The organism is Phenylobacterium sp. (genome assembly GCF_036563285.1).
In the GTDB taxonomy this organism is placed as follows: domain Bacteria; phylum Pseudomonadota; class Alphaproteobacteria; order Caulobacterales; family Caulobacteraceae; genus Phenylobacterium.
The window spans coordinates 18,614-36,572 of record NZ_DATCMR010000010.1 but is presented as its reverse complement, the minus strand read 5'-3'; the positions used below and the strand labels follow the sequence as shown (position 1 = coordinate 36,572).

Below are 17,959 nucleotides of genomic sequence, written 5' to 3'. Positions count from 1 at the left end.
GCGCCCGCGGCGGCAGTTCATCAAAAGTGTCAATATGCATCGCCCGACCCATCATCCACCAACGTCCTCTTGGCGCCAACGTTGGCTGACGCGCGCAAAGCGGCATTTCACACGGGTGCCAGACTGCGGCCGCGATGGCACGTGCTCACCTCCGGCTTTACATCGATGGGCTTGGCTGGTGGTTTCCATGCCTGACCTCACCCTGAACTGCACCTTTACTGCTGCAGCCGATAGTGTGCACGGGGCGGTGAACAGCACATCGCACATCCTCGGTTGTTTATTTAACGCCGCGCGGCGCGCGCGGAGCCGGCTTGGCGATCGTCGCGCACGATGCATCTGGCGTCGCTAATGAGAGACATCTTCCGCATCTTGATCGACTTGACGCGAAAGACGCGACATCTTATGCATGAAGACGCGCAGCAGGAGCCGCCACATGTCCCAAGTTCTCACCGTCCTTACCTTTAAGAGCGCCGAGCACCTCCTCGCGGACGGTGGCACGCAGTCATGGGTGCTCAACCGCAAGCGGGCGCTGACCTGTCGGTACGTTGTGTGCGCGCGGCATCGGCAAGGCCCGTGGAAAGCAGAAGGTCCAGAACCGCACAAGCACGCTTTTCTGGTCGGCCGCATCGACGACATCGTCCCCTCCTCAGAGAACGCAAGCCGTTGGTGCGTGATGTTCTCGGAGTACGCTCTGTTGAATGGCCCGAAGCTGCCGCTCGAAAGCGCGAGCCCCACCCAGTATTTCCCCACTTTGAAAAGCCTTGGCATCGATGAGGCGGCGCTTCACTGGCAGACCCTCGCCTCCTCGGCGAGCGCCCCCCCGAGCACTACTCTCGCGTCGCCGGCCCGCGCCGCGACCGCGCGCACGCCAGCCCAGACCCTGAATGACGCCAAGGCGATGGTTGCTACCGCCTTCGGCGTCGCTCCCGAAGCCATCGAGATCATTGTCCGGGCCTGAGACGCCCCATCTTCCGCGTCTTATCGACACCCTCCCAGGCACCCTCTCAAGACGGGCCATCCCAATCCAGGAGATCCTCCATGCTCGTCGACCTGATGTCCGGTCGCCCCGTCGCCAACATGGCTCGGGCCGGAGAGTATAAGCAGCTAATGAAGCGCCTCGACGCCTCGGAAATCTCAGCCATCAAATCAGCGCTGAACGCGCTCATCGATGGCGACGAGGTCCACACCGCGGGCTGGATGCCCGGCTCAAACTGGGAAGGCACACCCTATCAGCCCATCTACGAGAAGGCCGCGAACCGCGACTATGTGCTGTCCGCCAAGTGCTTCGGCCTAATCGTCTACGAGGTCTTTATGGAGCGCCCTGAGCGCTGGACCTCCGGAAGATTCGAGAAAAACGGGGAGCCCATCGGCAGCCGCACCTACTTCCGGGTGAAGTAGCGGCCGTCGACAGACTCACCCAGGTCTCTTCGGACGGGACGTGGCGGCTTGCCTTGCGCGCGTGGCAACCGACCCGCGGAGGCCGCCTCGCGCCGGCGTCAATCTCGGGAGCGCCACCCCGTTCGACGTCCGCGAGCATCTCGGGACGCAAGTCGCCATCACGAAAGGCTCTGCGCCACTTGTCGGCGGAGCCAAGCCGGACAGCTTTGCCGCCTGGACGACGAAGGCCAGGTTGGGGTCATGAACGGTCATAGGTGCCCTAGGCGGCGCGGCGTTTCAGCTTGGCCACCGCAAAGGTTGACCACGCGGCTTCGAGGCGCGGCTGAAGTTCCTCGCGCGCCGCGATGATCCTCGCCCGAAGACGCTCAAGTTCTTCCGGGCCGGCCGCCAGCGTGGCCGTTAGTGCATCGCTCTCTGGCTTCACTAACGCGTCGATCCTCGCAACTTCCTTAGGATCCTCTGAAAGCCGCGGATTGTAGCGCAATGACCGCTCGCAGTGTGCTCGCCACTGAAGAAGTCGCTGGGTGGTAGCAGGCCCGAAGCCATAGAGATGTTGGACGCCGCCGTTCACATCCTTAGCCGTCCGATAGCCGTGGGCGCTAAGGGTCGTGACCCGGCTGGCTCCTACGCCGGGGATGTGGGCCGAACGGATCAGGATGCCGCTCAGGTGGCGATCCATTTGGAAGCTTCGTTGGTTTAGTTCAGCGAGCAAGCGTCCGCGCTTGGCCATGAGCTTATCGTAGGCCGATTTTGCCGTTTCGAGCTGGCTCCGAGCTTCATCGAAGGGGGTCACAGAGGCCCGCCCGGACCATTCTCGCTGAACGGCGGCCCAGGCTTCGCGCGCGGCTCGGAATTCAGCCACAGCGCGCTTGCCTTCTGGTCCACGTGCCCTTGGCCACATCAACAGGGCGAGCGCGGCAGCACTGACCACCATGCCGACACGTGTGAGCGGCGACTGCGTCAGAGCAACCGCGCAAGCCACGCCAATCACGGCCCAAGCGGCCCACCGGCGGAGGTCGTTTCGGCGGGCCTTGGCGACCGGCGCTCCAGGCGGTGGTGTCCATTTCCGCGCTGAAGGCAAGGGCGGAGCCGGGCCGGGACTTGTGACCGATGAAATCGCCGTCCACGCCGCGTCTGGCGTCAGGGCGGCCTTGGTTCGAGCTGGAACCGGAGAGACCTCCCCCCGCCCAAGCTTAGGCCCAGGCACAGTCCGTCCGCTGATGGCCGGAGTGGACACCGGTTTGGCGATCAGCTGCGGCTTTTCGGGCGGTGCAGCTGCGTCTTCCGATATCGACGCTGGCCGTGCGCCCGCCCCCTCAAGCTGCGGCTCAGGCGGGTCCGGCAGCAGAGGGGCTAGCTGCTCGAAGAGCTCAGCCAACTCGGGGGCGTCGCCCGCGGACATCTGTTCTGGGTCTTCATCGCCGCGGACGATGCGAATTGTGGAGTGCCGTTCGAGGTCACGCGACTGGATCGCGCGGCGCCACTTGGCGGGCGACGAGAGCGACACCCAGCGACGGTCCGTGAGGACATGGATTGTCAGGTCCGTGGGCGCCTCGTGGGCGGCCCGCACCTCTTCTGCGATGTTAGAACCGGCCGCCACAACGCTCCCCCGCCCCATTGGAGGTCGACCCTAGCGGGCATGTCAACCCGCACTATCCCTCCGTACCCCGCATACACCTGTCCGGCTAAGAGGATTGAAGGCACTTCAAAAAATGACGCTAGACAGCGCTCGCATCGCAAGGCCAAGGTCGCGGCCGCTAGTGCTGGGGGGCGCGGCTTGAAGGTTGATTTCAGCAAACGGGCGGGGTTGTTCCTTGGCTGCTTTGGGCTCGCACTGACGCTCACCGCATGCGGGGACGCAGAGCATTCCAGTTCGCCGACGAAGACGAGCGCCGCTCAGGTTGACTGTCTTCCACAGGGTGTGGCACCGCGCGAAGCGAGCGCGCGCACTGCGGACGGGCGTATTCGCGTGTACCTGGACGCCTCCCTGAGCATGGCCGGCTACGCACAAGCTCAGTCCCAAGACCTGCGTCCTCTTGGCGATGTGCTCGCCATGATACCAACCGCCGCCGCGGGGAAGGTTCAGTACGTCGCCTTCGGAAGGACTTTGAAGTCGATCGCGTCAGAGGCGGCGCGAGGGTATGCCTCTCCGGCTCCTTATCGTTGCAGCGACAAGCCAGGCTGCGACAACCTGGAGAGCCGCATCGATCTCGTACTGCAGGATATCCAGCGCAGCCCTCCTGACGCGCTGAGCGTCGTCGTGACGGATCTCTGGCTCTCCAGTGGGGCCGTGGTCGGCAGTCCCCAGGTCGCCCTGGGCGGCCCCCTCTCCGCCATGCTGACCGAGGGCCGCGCGGTTGGCGTGGTTGGTCTCCGGGCACCCTATTCTGGCGCGGTTTATGACTTGCCCAATGGCGGCAAGTACGAAGGGGCAAGAGAGCGCCCCCTCTTCCTCCTGCTCGTCGGGCCTGAAAAGGCGGTCACGCAATTCATATCGAAGATGTTGGACGGGGGCAGCCCGGCGTTCGCAGCTGACCGGTTCAAATACAGTCTGTTCTCCCGCGCGAGCGCCTCAGCCTGGAGGGCGGGTGCGGCGACCCCACTGAAGGTCACGAGCGTTGGCGTCACCGCGGGCGCAGCCGTGCCTGCGCCAACCCTCTCGCACCTGCGCCAGTATCGGGTTCAGCTCGGCCAGATGAAGGCTTCGGGCGGCGGAGTCGAAGGCGAGTTTGACGCCGCCCGTGCGGTTCCCCGCGGGGCGGTCTGGCAGGGACCGTTGAAGGCTCGAACCCACGTCTGGCTGCTCAAAAACGATGGCGCGCTTAGGCGATGCGCAGGGGATACGTGGTCCGACTACGGCGCGCTGAACGGCGCCTGGGCGCCGGTGAACGGCAGCCCCACGGCGGCGAAATTCAGCCTCAATGCGAACTCGGCCTCAGGCCTGACGGCGGGCCGTACCTACCTGGTCGCGACGTACTTGGGCAGTGCGGGCATCTCGACCCCAAACCCCGCGGCGGCCTGGATGCGCGCTTGGAGCTTCGACAGTGGCGACGCCGCTGCTGTGGTCGCCAAGCGACCGACATTCTTCCCGGTCCTCAACCTTGGCGACATCGCGAGCATTATGGAGTCCTCGCTCCAGCGCGCTACGCCTGAGGGGCAGACCACCGTTGCCACCGCCCTCTTGGTGAAGGTCGAGCGATGACGCGCGCCCTCGGTAAATCTCTCGGAGTTCTGACGTGATCAGAAGCCTCGGCATTTCTGTCAGTATCGCGATCGGCGCGCTGGTTGTCGCAGCGGGGATCCTCTTGTGGACGACGCGCGAGCCCGCGATGTTGAACGCCACCGTGGTCGACCAGGCCATGCGCGCAGCAAGTGTGGCGCCCACAAACGGCGCGCTCGACGCGCCCGATCAAAGCTCGGTGCCCGAAGCGACGGTTCGGCTGGATGCGGTGAGGCAGGACGCACAAAAGCGGACCTTGCTCTGGCTGGTCTACACCCTGACCGGCGCGCTTCTTGCGACCTGCGGCTGGCTGATCTTCGCCGAGAAGCGCGCTCACACGGTCAGTGGAGTGCAAGGCCAGAGGTCCGCCGGTGGCCTTTGGTGGGCCCTGTTCATCGCGGCCGTGCTTCTGCTCGCTGGCATTGCCTATTACGCCCTGCGCCTCAACGCCCTCGCCGACGTTCTCTCGGGGCAGACCCTCCAAATCGCGATCATCGTCATCACGGTCGCAACGGTTCTCACCTACTACCTCGGCACCGCCATCGCGGCTCCTCGCGTCATGCGTCCGTCGGTGCCGCTTGCCACGACCTGGATCCGGTAAATGCCTACTAACATCATTATCGGCGTCGGCGGCACCGGCGCGAAGATCGTCGAGTCCGTCATTCACACCTGCGCCGCCGGGCTAGGTCCCGAAGGTTTGACCGTGGGCTTCGTCGACCAGGATCAGAGCAACGGAAACGTCACCCGTAGCCTGGACCTGCTCAACAAGTACGTTGAGGCTCGGCGACTGTGGCGCGCTGAAAACAGCTCCAACCGGCTGGGCGAGCAAACCGAGCTGCTAAAAACCGAGCTGCGCTCTCTCCTGCCGGGCCAGGAGGTCTGGGTGCCTCATCGCGACCAACAAACCACGCTCGCGATGGTCTTGGGCGAAGCCTCTATGCCCCAGGAAGATCGCCACCTCTTCGACCTGCTCTTCGCCGCGGGCGAAGAGGAGCAGGACATGCCTCTCGATGAAGGCTATCGGGGCCGCCCCAACATCGGGGCCGCCGCGATGACGGCGCGCGTCGGCGAGGATGTCGAGTTCTGGCGCACGCTTATCCAGAAGATTGAGCAAGCCAAGGGCGGGGAGGACGTCCGTCTGGTTTTAGCTGGCTCCGTGTTCGGCGGGACGGGGGCTGCGGGCTTCCCAACGCTCGCTCGTCTCATTCGCAATCAGCTGCGAGAACGACGGGTCACACGGAACGTCAAACTCGGGGGCATCCTCATGCTCCCCTACTTCGCCTTCAACGCACCGGAGAAGGAAGAAGGCGTTCAGGCCAACGTCGCCCGGCGCGAGCAACTGTTGCTGCAGTCGCAAGGGGCGCTGAAGTACTACCACAACCTCTTCAAGGATGAGGGCGTCTTCGACGAGCTCTACTTCGTCGGCTGGAACCGCATGTTCGACCTGGGCTACCACCGCCCAGGCAAGGCGGAGCAGGCCAATCCGCCGCTCGCCCCAGAACTTCTGGCGGCGCTTGGTGTCGTCACGTTCCTCACCAAAGAGATCGAACAAGAGGGTCAGAACCGAGTCTTTGTGAGCTCCCGGCAACAGGATGACGTCCTGTCGTGGTCCGACCTCCCCTCGCCTGATCCTAACCGTCCGGACGCGCCCTTTGAGCGGCTAGGCCAAATGCTTCGGTTTGCGACCGCGTGGCTCTACTGGCGGCCGCTTCTTAGCCAGCGCGGCGGCTTCAAGCGGATCTTCGGCAATGACCCTTGGTATCGTGTGCAAGGCCTCGACAAGGTGGACTTCAAGACCGCGCCGCCTGACGCAGAGCTTCGGAAGCTCACCGAGTACCTCGAGAAGTTCCTCTGGTGGGCCGCTTGCATCGAGCACTACAGCCCAAGCGCGCGCACCCGCTTTGATCTCTGGCGGACCACGCCTTTGGTCGCGCAGGTGACGCGCGAGGAGAATCCGACGGATCCCTACCAGATCGCCCAGGCGCTCCGGGAAGAGGCGTTCGGGCCCGCCTTTGACCAAGTGGTCGTCAATCACGCGGCGGCCGACGCACTTCCCAGCGCGAGCGAACTCATCCGCAAGATCAACGAACAGGCCGCGCCAGGCGAGAACCGCGGCCTCGGCGTCATGGTGGCATCGCTCCACCAGTATAGCCACACGGGCAGGGCGTAATTTGATGCCGGTCTACAATCTTCCCCCAATCCGCACCGACAAGGCGTTGCCGCAGCCTTCGACCTACGCAACGTGGGAGCCAGTGGCGAACCTCGACGCCCTGGCTGAGGCCCTATCTGTCGGCAGCGAAACGGCGCGTCCGAGCGACCTAAAAAGCATCCCTGACGCTTGGGCTCAGACCCAGGTGTTCCAGCACGCTCTTCTGGATCCGGCACACCCACTGCACCAGGAAATTGAGGCGCAGTGGCGTGGGCTCTTGGCTCTCTTCGCCTTGCAGCCAGAGTTTTCCACGATGTACGACCTTGACGTCGTGCCGGTCGACCTAGGCCGCCCCGCCGAGAGTCGCCAGCGTTTACGGGCCGTCCTTCAGCACCTACTCCCGAATAGCTCGATTGCACCCAGCCATGTGAGCTGGCTGTCGATTGGCTGCGTTCTCTTCCGAGAGCGAACAGGTGGCAGCGGCGTCTTCGCGCGGTCGAAGGCAGCTGTCCCTATCGGCCTTCTCTCGCCCGCGGTTCTGATCACCGCCGGTCGTGACGGTCATCGGGTCCAATCGGCATCAGTGCCGTGGCTGGTCGATGGCATCGGCGATCCGACCAAGGCCGCCGGCTTGTCGCCGCGGCACTACCAGGTTCTGGCGACTTACATCGAGGGACTGACTCAAGAGCTGGTGCATACGCTTGGCGCAACCGGCCCGATTGTGGATCGCCTATTGCCCCGCTTGGAGGCCTACTACGACGCTTGCCGGTCGCGGTTTGAAGCTGAAGCGCCGCTGGGTCCGGCGGAGGTCAGAACAACGTGGCCAAACGCCTTCTTCGCTCTCCTCGGCCAGACCCGTGCTCTTGCTGCCGAGCGGATCACCGAAGGTCACAGCGACTGCACGCTTCAGCTTCGTGGAGAGTTCAAGGACGTCTTCAAGGGCGTCGTGCTCATCGACCCCGCGCTGGCCGAAAGCTTCGGCCGCGCGGCCGAGACGATTACCGTATGGGAGCGCTACTCCCTTCGAGACGCCGCCGCGCCAGCAACGCTCGACGAGATCCGTCAAGACGCAGCGAAGAAGGGTTGGCTCGTCGTTCAGCCCGGGGATTTCTTCACCCACGAACTCGTCGGTTTCACGCCGGGCACAGAGATCGAGGCTCACGGCCGGAAAGGCTTCGAAGCGGCGCTTATGCCGTTCACGCCTCTGGTCCTCGCCCTCTTCAATGCCGAGGACCTCGCGACCGCAGCGGATATGGCTCTCGTGGGCGAAGAGCATAGGGTGCGCCTCACGGTCACCCTCACCTCCAGCAAGCAACATGCGATCCGCAAGTCGTTCGGGGCTGGCCTCGGAGAGACGGCCGATGTTCAGCTGAACGAAGACCGGCCCGACGACCTGTCGATTTGGCCAAACTTCACCGCCCCAAACTGGCGGTGGAACTTCCTCCACTTCCAGTACAACCCGCGTTATGAACTCCAGACCCGGTTCGCGCTGTCGGCCGAGTTCCTCGCCGAGGACCTTCTGCAAGACACCGTCTCGACGGCCGACCGCGTGCGCAAGTTGCAGGAGTGGGGAGATCCCAATGGCCTGACCCACGACGCGCGGCTCTTCGGGGGCCCGCACACCGAATTCAAGGACGGTCAGGGCAAGCTGCTGCTCCAGCGGCTGCAATACGCTAAGAGCGACAAGCTCGTTGCGGAATTCCAGCGCCTCCCACGTGGCGTCGAGGCCATCTTCTTTGCGCGCCGGCGGGGCGGTGAAGGCCCTCCGAGGGCGGTGGGCCTAGCCCTTGTTCGATTGAAGAAGAGCGCGCCCAGCCACGCTGATGCCACCGTCGCCGTCGACTTCGGGACCACCAACACGGTGGCCTACGAGCTGCAGGGCGGATCAAACCGACCGATCGCGTTCGAAGACCGGCTGCTCTTCCCGATCCGTCACACTCAGAAGGAGTCGGATCAGCGCGAACGCTTGTCGTCCGCCTACACCCAGTTCTTCCCGCTAAAGCGGCACGACACGCCCTTCCCGACGGTGGTTCGCAAGCGCGACTTTCGCCTCGCGGGCGCGATGCCCGATCAACTCTCGACGCAGCTGCAGCGCGGTCACGACGCGCACGGCTTCTCCGACACGATCTTCTTCGTGCCTAACTTTGGCAGCACCGGAAGCGCCGCCGAGTTCATGGGCCTCGTGGCCACCGGGGAGCTCGTTTTCGGGATCAAGTGGGCTCCAGGTGAGGCCGCACGTCGTCTCACGCGCCGGTTCCTGCGGCAGGTGATGATGATGTCCGCCGCCGAACTCGTAGATCGGGGAGTAGATCCGCGGACGATAAGCTGGCGGTTCTCGTTCCCGCAGGCCTTCACACGCCAAGACAGGGGCGACTTCGAGAGCCAGGTGCGGGAGGCCTGGGCCGAGCTCCTCGAGGTTCGGCTGGCGGAGGCTCCGCAGGTCCCCGTCGCCTTCGAAACGGAAGGAGCCGCGGCCGCGCACTATTTTATGTACGGGCGCAGCCACCAGGAAGCGCCGGCCGGCAAGCTCATGCTGATGTTCGACATCGGTGGGGGCACGACCGACATCGCGCTTTGGTACCGCCAAGAGTTGCGTTGGCGTAACTCGTTCCGCCTCGCGGGCGGTGACTTCTTCACCCGGTATCTCGCGAACAACATCAAGGTTCTCGAGAAGATCGACTTCAGCGATGTGGCGACGAGCCTCTCGGACAAGGGAGCCGCGAGCCTCAATCCAGACGCCCGTCTGAACTTCGTCGAGCTGTTCGTGAACGCCCCCTCGTTTGGGCGGAACTTTGAGGCCAACTTCCCCACCTTCTCCATGGAACGGGAGGGCGCCGGTCTTCGGCAGTGCGCCAGCATCGCTGTGGGCGGGCTCTTCTATTACGTTGGCATCGTCCTGAAGGAGCTGATTGCGAAAGGCGTTGTCGACAAGGATGACATGAGCAGCCTCACCTTGGCCTTTGCCGGTCGCGGGTCGGCGCTGCTGCGTTACTTCGATCGCGGGGCGGTGAACGACACTCCCCTGCACCACCTCGCCGGTCTCTTGGCAATCGGCGCGGATCTCAATCCACAGGATCTGCAGATCGACACCCTCTTCTCGCAAATGCCCAAGCACGAGGTGGCGTTGGGCCTCCTCGCCGCGGGCTCCTCGAGTGCGGTATCGAATGAATCGCGCATCGCGCCGCTCGGCGAATCCCTCAACGTCGCCATCGGCGGTGGCCGCGTGGACCTTACGGCCATGGAGGACGTGCGGCGACTCCTAGGTGCGAAGGATCCTCGCGACGTTCCGCTGACCGAGCTGAAAGCCTTCCTTGTTGGGCTCAAGAAGCAGACGGGGCTCGACGTCGAACTGTCCGGGCCTGCCGGCGACGCAGCTCGTCAGATCAAGCAGACGGTCAGTGCAAAGCTGCTCAGCGCGCTGCGAGACGTGACCCCGGACGATGTCACGGAAGACACGCTGTTCGTGGAGCCGCCGTTCATCACTGAACTACGCGCCCTGGTGAACATGATGAACCTGCCGATCGAGCAGCGGGATCGCAATCTGACGCTGAAGGAGCGGCTCCGGTGATCGAAGCAAGCGCAACTCTCACTAGGAGCAATCCGTGAGCTGGCAACTCATCGCGATGATCGCGATAGCCGTCGTCTCTGCCGGAGTTCTGACCGTCGTCGTATCAATGGGCCTCCGAGCCAAAGTTGCACGACGGGCGCAGCCAGCGCCGCCGCAGCCGACCGTAAGCAGTCAGTCCGGGAGCGCCGAGATGCGGAGGCGAGTCGATATGCTCGAGCATCGCCTGCAGATGCTTGAGCGGGAGGTTCGTGAGCGCGCGCGTTGGGATGCCCCGGCGTCTTCCCGCGTGTCAGGCCTCGCAAGATCCCTCAGCGGCTCTCCTCGCAATGAGGAGCTCCGACCGCTGGAGCTGCAGCGTAAAGATGCGGTGAGCTGGTCCGCTCGGCCGCAACCCGAACAGCCGCTGCAGCCCGAGCCGTCCCCAACTCCCCCAACGGACGCCGAAAAAGCTTTGGCCCTGAATGATCTCGACCAGGACCCCAGCATCGCCAGGTTGTTGGAGGAATTCAACGGCATCGCCGCGAGCGGTGACCGCCGCGCGTTGCAAGCTTTCGGCGAGAGCAACGGCGCGATGGTCGTCGGGGAGCTTGGAGACGACGCGCTACAGCCGGACGAGAATGGTAAGCTGTGGTGGGTGGAGGTGGACACAGTTTGGTACGGGATGCTGCTGCCGGCGCCGGACGTGGTCCAAAACTGGGATAAGTTCTATCGCCACATGGGTGGACGGCAGGCGAAGATCGAACTGGGCAAGACGTTCGACCTGCACGCTGGCGACACGTTGCGGATCAACAGCCCGGCATGGGCGCGCCGGGCCTCGCTCGACGAAGGGTTCCAGCGCGTTCGTCGCGGCGTCATCCAGGGCATCTGACGAGAGCTCACGGTGACGTCCAGATACGCCCCCGACGACCAAATTGCGGTCGCCTTCGTCGTCGAGGGCAAGTGGATCAGACTGTCGACAGAAGAACGTTGGCTTCGCGCCATCCGAGCGGGCGATCTGCGCCCCGATACAGAAGTCGAGGTGGAGCTGCACGGCCAGGTCGTGAGCCGCACGGCGGCCGCCAGCGTGCCCCACCTGCAAAAGCTGTTCGAGGCCCTCGCTCCACCCCGGCCTAGCAACAGCAGTCCGACGCCCGCGCCGGAAGCACCTACTCCAGAGCGCCCGCCCCCATCGCCGCCTGAGACCGCCGCGGACAGCGACGACTCCGGACCTTGGTCTCTGCCGAAGTCCAGCTGGCCTTCTCAGGACCCTCTCCGCGCGGCGGCCAGCGCCGAAGAGCCAGCGTCGCAAGCTGTCACAGACGAACAGCAAGTAGATCAACCGTCAGAGAGAGGCGCTGAGGAGGGGGCAACCTCGGTCGCGCCCGCTCTGCAGCCAAAGAGCGGCGGCGCAGGCTGCTTCTGGATCGTCGTGGTGATCCTGCTCTTGGGCTTCCTGCTCTCCAGATGCGGGTCGTCCTCCGATCCCTTCAGTACTGACCCGCAACAAGTCTTCGTGCGCGTGAATACCTCCGCCTACTCCGAGATGAGCGAAGCGGTGACAAATCGCGAGCCGCTCATGCGTGGGGCGTCCCTGAGCGTCATCCAAGGGGCGGACGAGACGGACGGGGCGGACTGGGCGAAGATCGTCCATGGCCCGCTCAAGGATCGCTATGTCCGCAAGAGCGCGCTGTCTGCGCGTGAGCCGCCAGACTTAGTCCGCCTAATAGGGCAGACATGGACCGTTGGCCCTGTGCAGGTGAACGTCCGCGAAGAGCCTAGCGCATCGGCCGCAGCGTTGACGCAACTCGCCCCGGCCACCCGACTGACTGTGGTCGGCGTCACCGCAAACGGTTGGGCTGAGGTGACCCTGCCTACGGGTGCCGCTGCATACGTTCATGCTCGCCTTCTTCGCGCGCCAGCACCCGCCAAGGAGACGGTGATCCTTTCCTCCCCGCCGCTTGCGGAACGGCCGCGGACCGCCGCAGCTTCGCCTGCCGTGCCTGATCCGCAGGAGAACAGCCCTGCCGGACGGGGGGAGAGCGGCAGTCCCCCTGCCGACGACAACAGACCAACGGTTATCACCTCTCCTGACTGGCTTCGACGGCCCAGTGGGGAGGAGGTTGCGCGCTATTATCCCGACCGAGCGATGCGATTGGGTCTGGAGGGGCGCGCGGTGCTCTCTTGCGAAGTTTCGGCAGCTGGCGTGCTGGTCGACTGCTCCGTCACGAGTGAAGAACCCGCCGATGGTGGGTTCGGTGAGGCGGCGCTTCGTATGACCCGGCTGTTCAAGATGCGCCCAATGACTCGTGACGGAAGGCTGGTGGGCGGCTCGAGGGTTCGCATTCCGATCAACTTCCGCCTGCCTAACGGCGGAACATGAACGGGCTCGCATTCGGAAGGCAGGGCCGGCATGCGCTGTCGGCGGCCTGCATCGTGGCCGCGCTGCCTCTCCTTGCTTGTGAGAAACGTCGGAGATGGCCGCCACGGCGGCCGCAACCTGTGTCGCCGCCGACGCTGCAGAGCTTGAAGCGGATGATCTTCGACGATGCCCAGCAGCTTTCGCTTTATGCGAACAAGCTCGCCTTGCAGCAGATCGGCTGGCGACCAGAAGCACGGCAGCCGTCGAGACTGCAGTGCTCGATGCTTTCGATGCTCTAACGGAAAGATGAGCTGCAGCGGGCGTCTGCGAGCGACGGTTCCCGCCGGCGCAATCCGGGAGATGGCGACGGAAATCGAGGCTTGGCGTCAACGCGAAGCGTGCCACGACCGAGCCTGCTTACGGGATTGGTACGTGGCCAGACTGCAGGAGCTTGGCGCATCCACCCCCCAAGTCGCTCAACGGCAAAGGACCTCGCAGGGAACCCCGTCTCCGTCTTGATCGAGGCTGCTTAAACCGCAGCTTTTGACGTACCGCCGCGCCTCAGCGCAGGACGACATCTCACGGCACGAATGCTTTGTCCCGCAGCCTCCCGACGTGGGTGATTGAAGAAAAGAGAGAGGCGCTGACTGCAGTGTCGACGCGCCGCCCCCGCGGCGCCAAACCCAGGGCGGAACGGTTTCACGCTCAGACAGAGCCCAGAGCCCGCGCCGCTCCCGTCGAGCATCAGCCTCGACCTGGAGCAAGGTCTTCTGTTTGAGGTAGTCCCGGTAGGCCCAGGCCGCGCCGCGCCGCACCATCTCTGCGCTCACATCCTGCCCGGCTGCCTGCAGCCGCGCGATCGTTCGGCCGTAGCGATCCTGACCAGTTACAGTCAGCACAACGGCCTTGCCGTAGACGAGGTTTGAAAGCGTTTCCTTCGACTTTGATCCCCAGGGCTGCCCCTTCTCTGGGGCATCAATCTCCGCCAAGCGGACCCGCATTTCGGGCCCTCTCGGCGAGGCGATGACGACTGTGTCACCATCGATCACCCCAACCACGGTGGTCGAGGACGGCCGGGCGGCGCACGAGATGGCGCCGAGCGCGAAAGCGAAGGTGATCGCCAAACCCAAAGAGAGCAGACCCCTCCGTCTATCGCGCGACGTCGGTCGCCCCAGCGCGAGCCGGCGTCCGCTTCGTTCCACACCCATCCTTCAGCCTCGGTCCAGCTGCGGGCTCAGCCGATAGCCGCGGCGGCCAGTGGCGAGGGCGACGAGCTGAGCTTCGCCATCAACAGCGTGTTGTGGCTGCGGATGTAGCCGGGGATCAGGAAAGCATCGACGAGCACCCATATCCCCATGACGATCAGGAAAACCGCGCCGATGCCCACAAACAAGGTGAGCCATCCCAGAACGCTCAGAGCCAAGATCCCGAGGCCAGACGCTGATTTCCCCAGATAGAACCGGTGCGCGCCGAGCCCACCAAGGAACAGCCAAAGGAGGTAGGTGACGCCCATGGACTTCTTGTTCGCCTCGAACGCCATGAGCGCTTGAGCGTCGCGGCTGACCGACAGGCCACCAGATCCGTCCGACATAAATCCCTCCGATTTGGTCCGTATCCGGACACGCTTACGCCGCTAGGTCAATCGAACCTGGGCAGGCCTTACCGCCTCAGCATCTGTCGCACTCGGCCAGCCCCGGTTGCGCCGCGCCTATTTGTAGAGCGGGGATGAGCGCAGCGCCGTCAGCGCCCACACGTAACCTCGTCCTCTCGCAGGACGCAGCACGCGCAGATCAGACGTCGTGTTGGTGTGTGGGTACTTGGGGTTCTCAGACCGTCGATGCGAACAGGAACGCTGCCGTAGTCCTTCTCGAGCAGGTCCGCTTCGACCTCCTCACGGACCTGGCCAGGCGGTCAGGGCCAAAAGCCAGGTCCTAAGTCAGCGCCCGAAGCGGAAATCCCGAACATCAGCTATGAGTCAGGATCCGACCCTGCCGCGTGCGGCTGTGTAGGAAGTCGTATAGGGCTGCAAGACCTCGAGAATTCTTCTGCTCTAGCAATAGAGGTGATCGGAAGGCGTTTCCGCCCTGCGCCTAGATGGCGTCCTAGTGGTCATCCGCCCCTATCTGCGTCCCGACTGGCTCAGGCGAAGAACCACCTCGCGTACGCGACGCCAGCGAGCAAGAGCACAACGAGCGGCACGGCGAGCACGCCCCATCCAGTCGCGTTGGCTTCAAACCACTGCCCGATCCTCAACGACAGCGTGGCGCGTTCAGTAGGTTTGGGGGCGATGTCCGACATGCCCGCAGTATAAAACCTACAGCGCCGGATCTCCAAAGAATTCCAGCCGCTTAACCGCCGCCCACGTCCGCATCTGACGCCACCCGTTTCCGATAACGCTAGATGTGAGGGCTAGGCTCGACGCCAGCAGGGCTCGCGAAGCGTTGGCGACGCAGCTTCGGCTCAAATGAATCGTGTTGCTCCTGGCGTGATTATAAGAAATTTGATCGAGGGCCGCGGCTCACCCTGCCCGGCGCAGCCGGCCCTGCTCACCGATGCAATACGAAGTGTGGCTCACGTCAGCGGCGTTCGCCGAAGCCGAGGGTGTCAGCGTGCAAGCCGCCCGAGCGGCGCTGCGCGCCGCTTCTCGCGGGAGATTGTGGCGGGGCCGCAGACTGCAGGTGCGGATTGCGCCAGGTCGGGGTGGGCGTGGTGGCCTGACCTACGAGGTGAAGAGCGCCGCTCAGGGGGTAGAGCGCGAGCAGGCCCCAACGACCCTCGAGCCACGGACCACAGCAGATCGCCGCCTCATGGTCCGGTTGGAGGCGCTGCGCGAGCTCATCGATCAGGCCGCGCCGTCTGCAGATCGCGCTGCCGCTGTCCAGCGCGCGGCCATGTGCGCCGGCGTCAGTCCCCGGACCATCTACAGATGGCTTGGGCGGTATCACGTCCGAGGACTTCGCGGCCTTTCGCGAGCCCGACCCGCAAACGCGGGTCGGCGCCGAGTGTGGGTTTCCCGTGTCTTCGATCGCGCAGCGCATCAGGCTGGGGTGGAGAACGCTCGGCTTGAAGCCCTCTCGCGGGAGGTCGAGCGTACTCTCCGGGGTCTGTGGGCTTCCCGCGCTGAACAGGCCGGCGGCGCTGAAATCCGCCGGCTCGCGGAGGCAATGCTCTTCGAGCTTTGCCAGGCCCACGGCCTGAAGTTGCCCGAGAGCGCCCTGCGTTTGTCGCGCCGCTACGTGGAGCGGTTCTCCGCCTATCGGGTGGTCAACCAGCGGCGGAACGATCGCAAGGCGTTCGACGACGCCAAGCCCCGGATCCGTCGCGACTGGACGGGCTTCTTGCCCATGGAGCGGGTGGTGGCGGACGTGAAGCACCTGGACGTCATCGTCCAGCGCTCCGACGGCTCGTCCGCCTGGCCCAAGATCATCGCCTTCATGGATGCCGCGACGGGCCGACTCCGGGTCCATCCGTTGCTTCTGGAGCGCGGCGAAGGCATCCGCCAGGAGCACGTCATCGAGGCCTTCCTCGCCATGGTCGCCGCCCCAGGCTGGGGCTTCCCGCAGGGGCTCTATCTCGACAACGGCTCCGAGTTCGCCGCGCTCGCCAAGATCGACCGCGCACTCCAACTGCTCAATGAGCCCGGCGCCCGCACCCTGATCTTCGCGCGTCCCTACAATGCGGCCGCGAAGCCGATCGAGAGCCTCTTCGCGCGGCTCGACCGGCAGGTGTTCAGCCTGCTGCCCGGCTACGCCGGCGCAGACCGCATGGCCAAGAAGACCCAGACTGTCGGCAAGCCGCCCCTCCCCTACCCGGGTGATTGGGATGACTTCTGCCAGACGCTGGACGGCCTGATCCGGGCGCACAACCACCGGACCGTCGGCGGCGCGCGGCAGGGACGCTCGCCCGAGGCCTGGCTGGAGCGCAAGGTCGCGGAGGGCTGGCGACCCGTGCACGTGGATCCGCTGGCGCTCGACGCCGCCTTTGCCGACCCCGACAGCCGCCGCGTTGACCGTGGCGTCTTGAAGATCGGCGGCCAGCGCTACACGCATGAGCGGCTCGCAGCCCTCCCGTCACGTAGCGCCGTCGACCTGGCGTTGCCCTGGCGTCGCGACGCCCCGCCGCTGGCGAAGCTCGCCGGCGCTTGGGTCTACCTGCAGCCGGAGGTCGCCTACCCAGCGCGCTGGATCGAGGGCGCAAGGGAGTCCAGCCGCCGCCAACAGGCGCAGGCGAGGCATGTCGCGGCCTTGGCGACGGAAGCGCCCGAGATCGACCCCGTGGCGTTGAAGATCCGATGGGGCGCGCGCCAGGCGGACGCCACGTTGCCGGCCCCCCTCCCCCCGCTCGACCTCGGCGCTCAAAGGCGCGAGCAGGCCGCCGTGATCCGCGAGGCCCACGCCGTGCCGCCCGCGCCCTCGGCCGCCGAGCTTCGGCGCGCCCGCGAGATGGCGCTCACGGAGCGTCTGGAGAAGGCGCAGGGCCATGACTGAGTACGTCGCCACCAGCATTGCCAGGCGACTGATCGCCCGCATGCACGCGACCCACGAGCGCCGGCGGATTTCGGTGTTTGCGGGGCCGCCCGGCATCGGAAAGACCACCGCTATCGAGGAATTCGCCAAGCGCATCGAGGGCCAGGCGCTGATCGTGAAGATCGGGCGGCGCAATGCCCGCGAGCTGCTCTTCCTGCAGCACACGCTGGAGGCCCTGCGCATCGTGACGAACGCCAGCTCCGGCAACGTGCCGAGCTCGATCTGGCAGCTGCGCACCGAGATCTATGAGACGCTCTGCGCCTGGGCGCGGCTCGACCCGCAGTCTGCGCGCCGTGGCTGGTACGCCGCGACCGCCTTTCCCCACCTCACCATCGTGTTGGACGAGGCGCAGAACCTCTCGCGCGAAGCCATCGAAGGGCTGCGCTACTGGAACGACAGTGACCGGTGCTACGCCCCATTTCCGCTGGGCCTGGTCTTCGTCGGCAACAACGAGTTCTCGCTGGCTTCCACTTCGAAGGAGAGCGTGATCTCCGCCGCGGTCGCCGACCGCGCGCTCTACATCCAGACCTACGACTACGACGACGTCACCGACGACGACCTGCGCCTGTTCATCGAGGCGCGCGTGGAGATCGAGGACGCCGCGCTCACGCTCCTGCTGCGCACCTTCAAGGGTCCCCGCGCCATCCGCAGCCTGCGACGGGTCTCTGACCATATCGATGAACTCGCAGAGGTCTCCGCCGGACGGGCGATCACGCCCGCCGACGTCCGCGCCCACCTCGACCGGGCGGCGGCGAGCTAG

14 protein-coding genes are annotated in these 17,959 nt (G+C 65.1%); 11 read left to right on the top strand and 3 right to left on the bottom strand.

What is annotated here, in order from left to right:
* Window positions 1-433 precede the first annotated feature (433 nt).
* Together VIL76_RS09765 and VIL76_RS09760 are read left to right on the top strand one after the other, a co-directional pair.
* On the top strand, window positions 434-958 hold the full coding sequence (locus VIL76_RS09765; protein WP_332044834.1) for a hypothetical protein: 525 nt from the start codon (window positions 434-436) through the stop codon (window positions 956-958).
* 80 nt (window positions 959-1,038) lie between these two features.
* Complete coding sequence (locus tag VIL76_RS09760) at window positions 1,039-1,398, top strand: hypothetical protein (protein WP_332044833.1); 360 nt, start codon at window positions 1,039-1,041, stop codon at window positions 1,396-1,398.
* A gap of 259 nt (window positions 1,399-1,657) precedes the next feature.
* Here the strand turns inward: VIL76_RS09760 and VIL76_RS09755 are convergent, their stop codons facing one another.
* The gene (locus VIL76_RS09755) at window positions 1,658-2,077 is read right to left on the bottom strand and encodes a hypothetical protein (protein WP_332044832.1); all 420 of its coding nucleotides are present in this window, start codon (window positions 2,075-2,077) and stop codon (window positions 1,658-1,660) included.
* 1,098 nt (window positions 2,078-3,175) lie between these two features.
* Here VIL76_RS09755 and VIL76_RS09750 point away from each other — a divergent pair.
* The 7 genes from VIL76_RS09750 (at window position 3,176) to VIL76_RS09720 (ending at window position 12,972) form a co-directional block, all read left to right on the top strand.
* Window positions 3,176-4,600, top strand: coding sequence for a hypothetical protein (locus VIL76_RS09750; RefSeq protein WP_332044831.1), 1,425 nt, complete (start codon window positions 3,176-3,178; stop codon window positions 4,598-4,600).
* Between the two features lie 34 nt (window positions 4,601-4,634).
* Window positions 4,635-5,219 (top strand): hypothetical protein, encoded by a 585-nt coding sequence (locus VIL76_RS09745; protein WP_332044830.1) that lies wholly within the window; start codon window positions 4,635-4,637, stop codon window positions 5,217-5,219.
* Window positions 5,220-6,788: a tubulin-like doman-containing protein gene (locus VIL76_RS09740; RefSeq protein WP_332044829.1), complete on the top strand. Its 1,569-nt coding sequence runs from the start codon at window positions 5,220-5,222 to the stop codon at window positions 6,786-6,788.
* Window positions 6,789-6,792: 4 nt separating this feature from the next.
* On the top strand, window positions 6,793-10,335 hold the full coding sequence (locus VIL76_RS09735; RefSeq protein ID WP_332044828.1) for a hypothetical protein: 3,543 nt from the start codon (window positions 6,793-6,795) through the stop codon (window positions 10,333-10,335).
* 34 nt (window positions 10,336-10,369) lie between these two features.
* The gene (locus VIL76_RS09730) at window positions 10,370-11,203 is read left to right on the top strand and encodes a hypothetical protein (RefSeq protein ID WP_332044827.1); all 834 of its coding nucleotides are present in this window, start codon (window positions 10,370-10,372) and stop codon (window positions 11,201-11,203) included.
* 543 nt (window positions 11,204-11,746) lie between these two features.
* A complete protein-coding gene (locus VIL76_RS09725; RefSeq protein WP_332044826.1) occupies window positions 11,747-12,694 on the top strand; it encodes a TonB family protein in 948 nt (315 codons plus the stop codon).
* Window positions 12,691-12,972, top strand: a complete 282-nt coding sequence (locus VIL76_RS09720) for a hypothetical protein (RefSeq protein ID WP_332044825.1) — start codon at window positions 12,691-12,693, stop codon at window positions 12,970-12,972. Before VIL76_RS09725 ends, VIL76_RS09720 begins: the two co-directional genes overlap by 4 nt.
* A gap of 177 nt (window positions 12,973-13,149) precedes the next feature.
* Here VIL76_RS09720 and VIL76_RS09715 read toward each other — a convergent pair whose 3' ends face one another.
* Both VIL76_RS09715 and VIL76_RS09710 read right to left on the bottom strand, forming a co-directional pair.
* Window positions 13,150-13,797 carry a thermonuclease family protein gene (locus tag VIL76_RS09715; protein ID WP_332044824.1) on the bottom strand — a complete coding sequence of 216 codons (648 nt, stop codon included), beginning with the start codon at window positions 13,795-13,797 and terminating at the stop codon, window positions 13,150-13,152.
* 110 nt (window positions 13,798-13,907) lie between these two features.
* Complete coding sequence (locus tag VIL76_RS09710; protein WP_332044823.1) at window positions 13,908-14,264, bottom strand: NINE protein; 357 nt, start codon at window positions 14,262-14,264, stop codon at window positions 13,908-13,910.
* A 1,573-nt stretch (window positions 14,265-15,837) separates the two neighbouring features.
* On the opposite strand from VIL76_RS09710, the gene VIL76_RS09705 reads away from it, so the two are divergent.
* Both VIL76_RS09705 and VIL76_RS09700 read left to right on the top strand, forming a co-directional pair.
* Window positions 15,838-17,160, top strand: coding sequence for a hypothetical protein (locus VIL76_RS09705; RefSeq protein WP_332044822.1), 1,323 nt, complete (start codon window positions 15,838-15,840; stop codon window positions 17,158-17,160).
* Window positions 17,153-17,959, top strand: a complete 807-nt coding sequence (locus VIL76_RS09700) for an ATP-binding protein (RefSeq protein ID WP_332044821.1) — start codon at window positions 17,153-17,155, stop codon at window positions 17,957-17,959. The genes VIL76_RS09705 and VIL76_RS09700 overlap by 8 nt, the downstream gene beginning before the upstream one ends.

Bases quoted from the DNA above. Each gene is read 5' to 3' on its own strand.
- VIL76_RS09765 (WP_332044834.1), top strand. From the start codon at position 434: ATGTCCCAAGTTCTCACCGTCCTTACCTTTAAGAGCGCCGAGCACCTC.
- VIL76_RS09760 (WP_332044833.1), top strand. From the start codon at position 1,039: ATGCTCGTCGACCTGATGTCCGGTCGCCCCGTCGCCAACATGGCTCGG.
- VIL76_RS09755 (WP_332044832.1), bottom strand. From the start codon at position 2,077: ATGGATCGCCACCTGAGCGGCATCCTGATCCGTTCGGCCCACATCCCC.
- VIL76_RS09740 (WP_332044829.1), top strand. From the start codon at position 5,220: ATGCCTACTAACATCATTATCGGCGTCGGCGGCACCGGCGCGAAGATC.
- VIL76_RS09735 (WP_332044828.1), top strand. From the start codon at position 6,793: ATGCCGGTCTACAATCTTCCCCCAATCCGCACCGACAAGGCGTTGCCG.
- VIL76_RS09720 (WP_332044825.1), top strand. From the start codon at position 12,691: ATGAACGGGCTCGCATTCGGAAGGCAGGGCCGGCATGCGCTGTCGGCG.
- VIL76_RS09710 (WP_332044823.1), bottom strand. From the start codon at position 14,264: ATGTCGGACGGATCTGGTGGCCTGTCGGTCAGCCGCGACGCTCAAGCG.
- VIL76_RS09705 (WP_332044822.1), top strand. From the start codon at position 15,838: ATGCTCTTCGAGCTTTGCCAGGCCCACGGCCTGAAGTTGCCCGAGAGC.
- VIL76_RS09700 (WP_332044821.1), top strand. From the start codon at position 17,153: ATGACTGAGTACGTCGCCACCAGCATTGCCAGGCGACTGATCGCCCGC.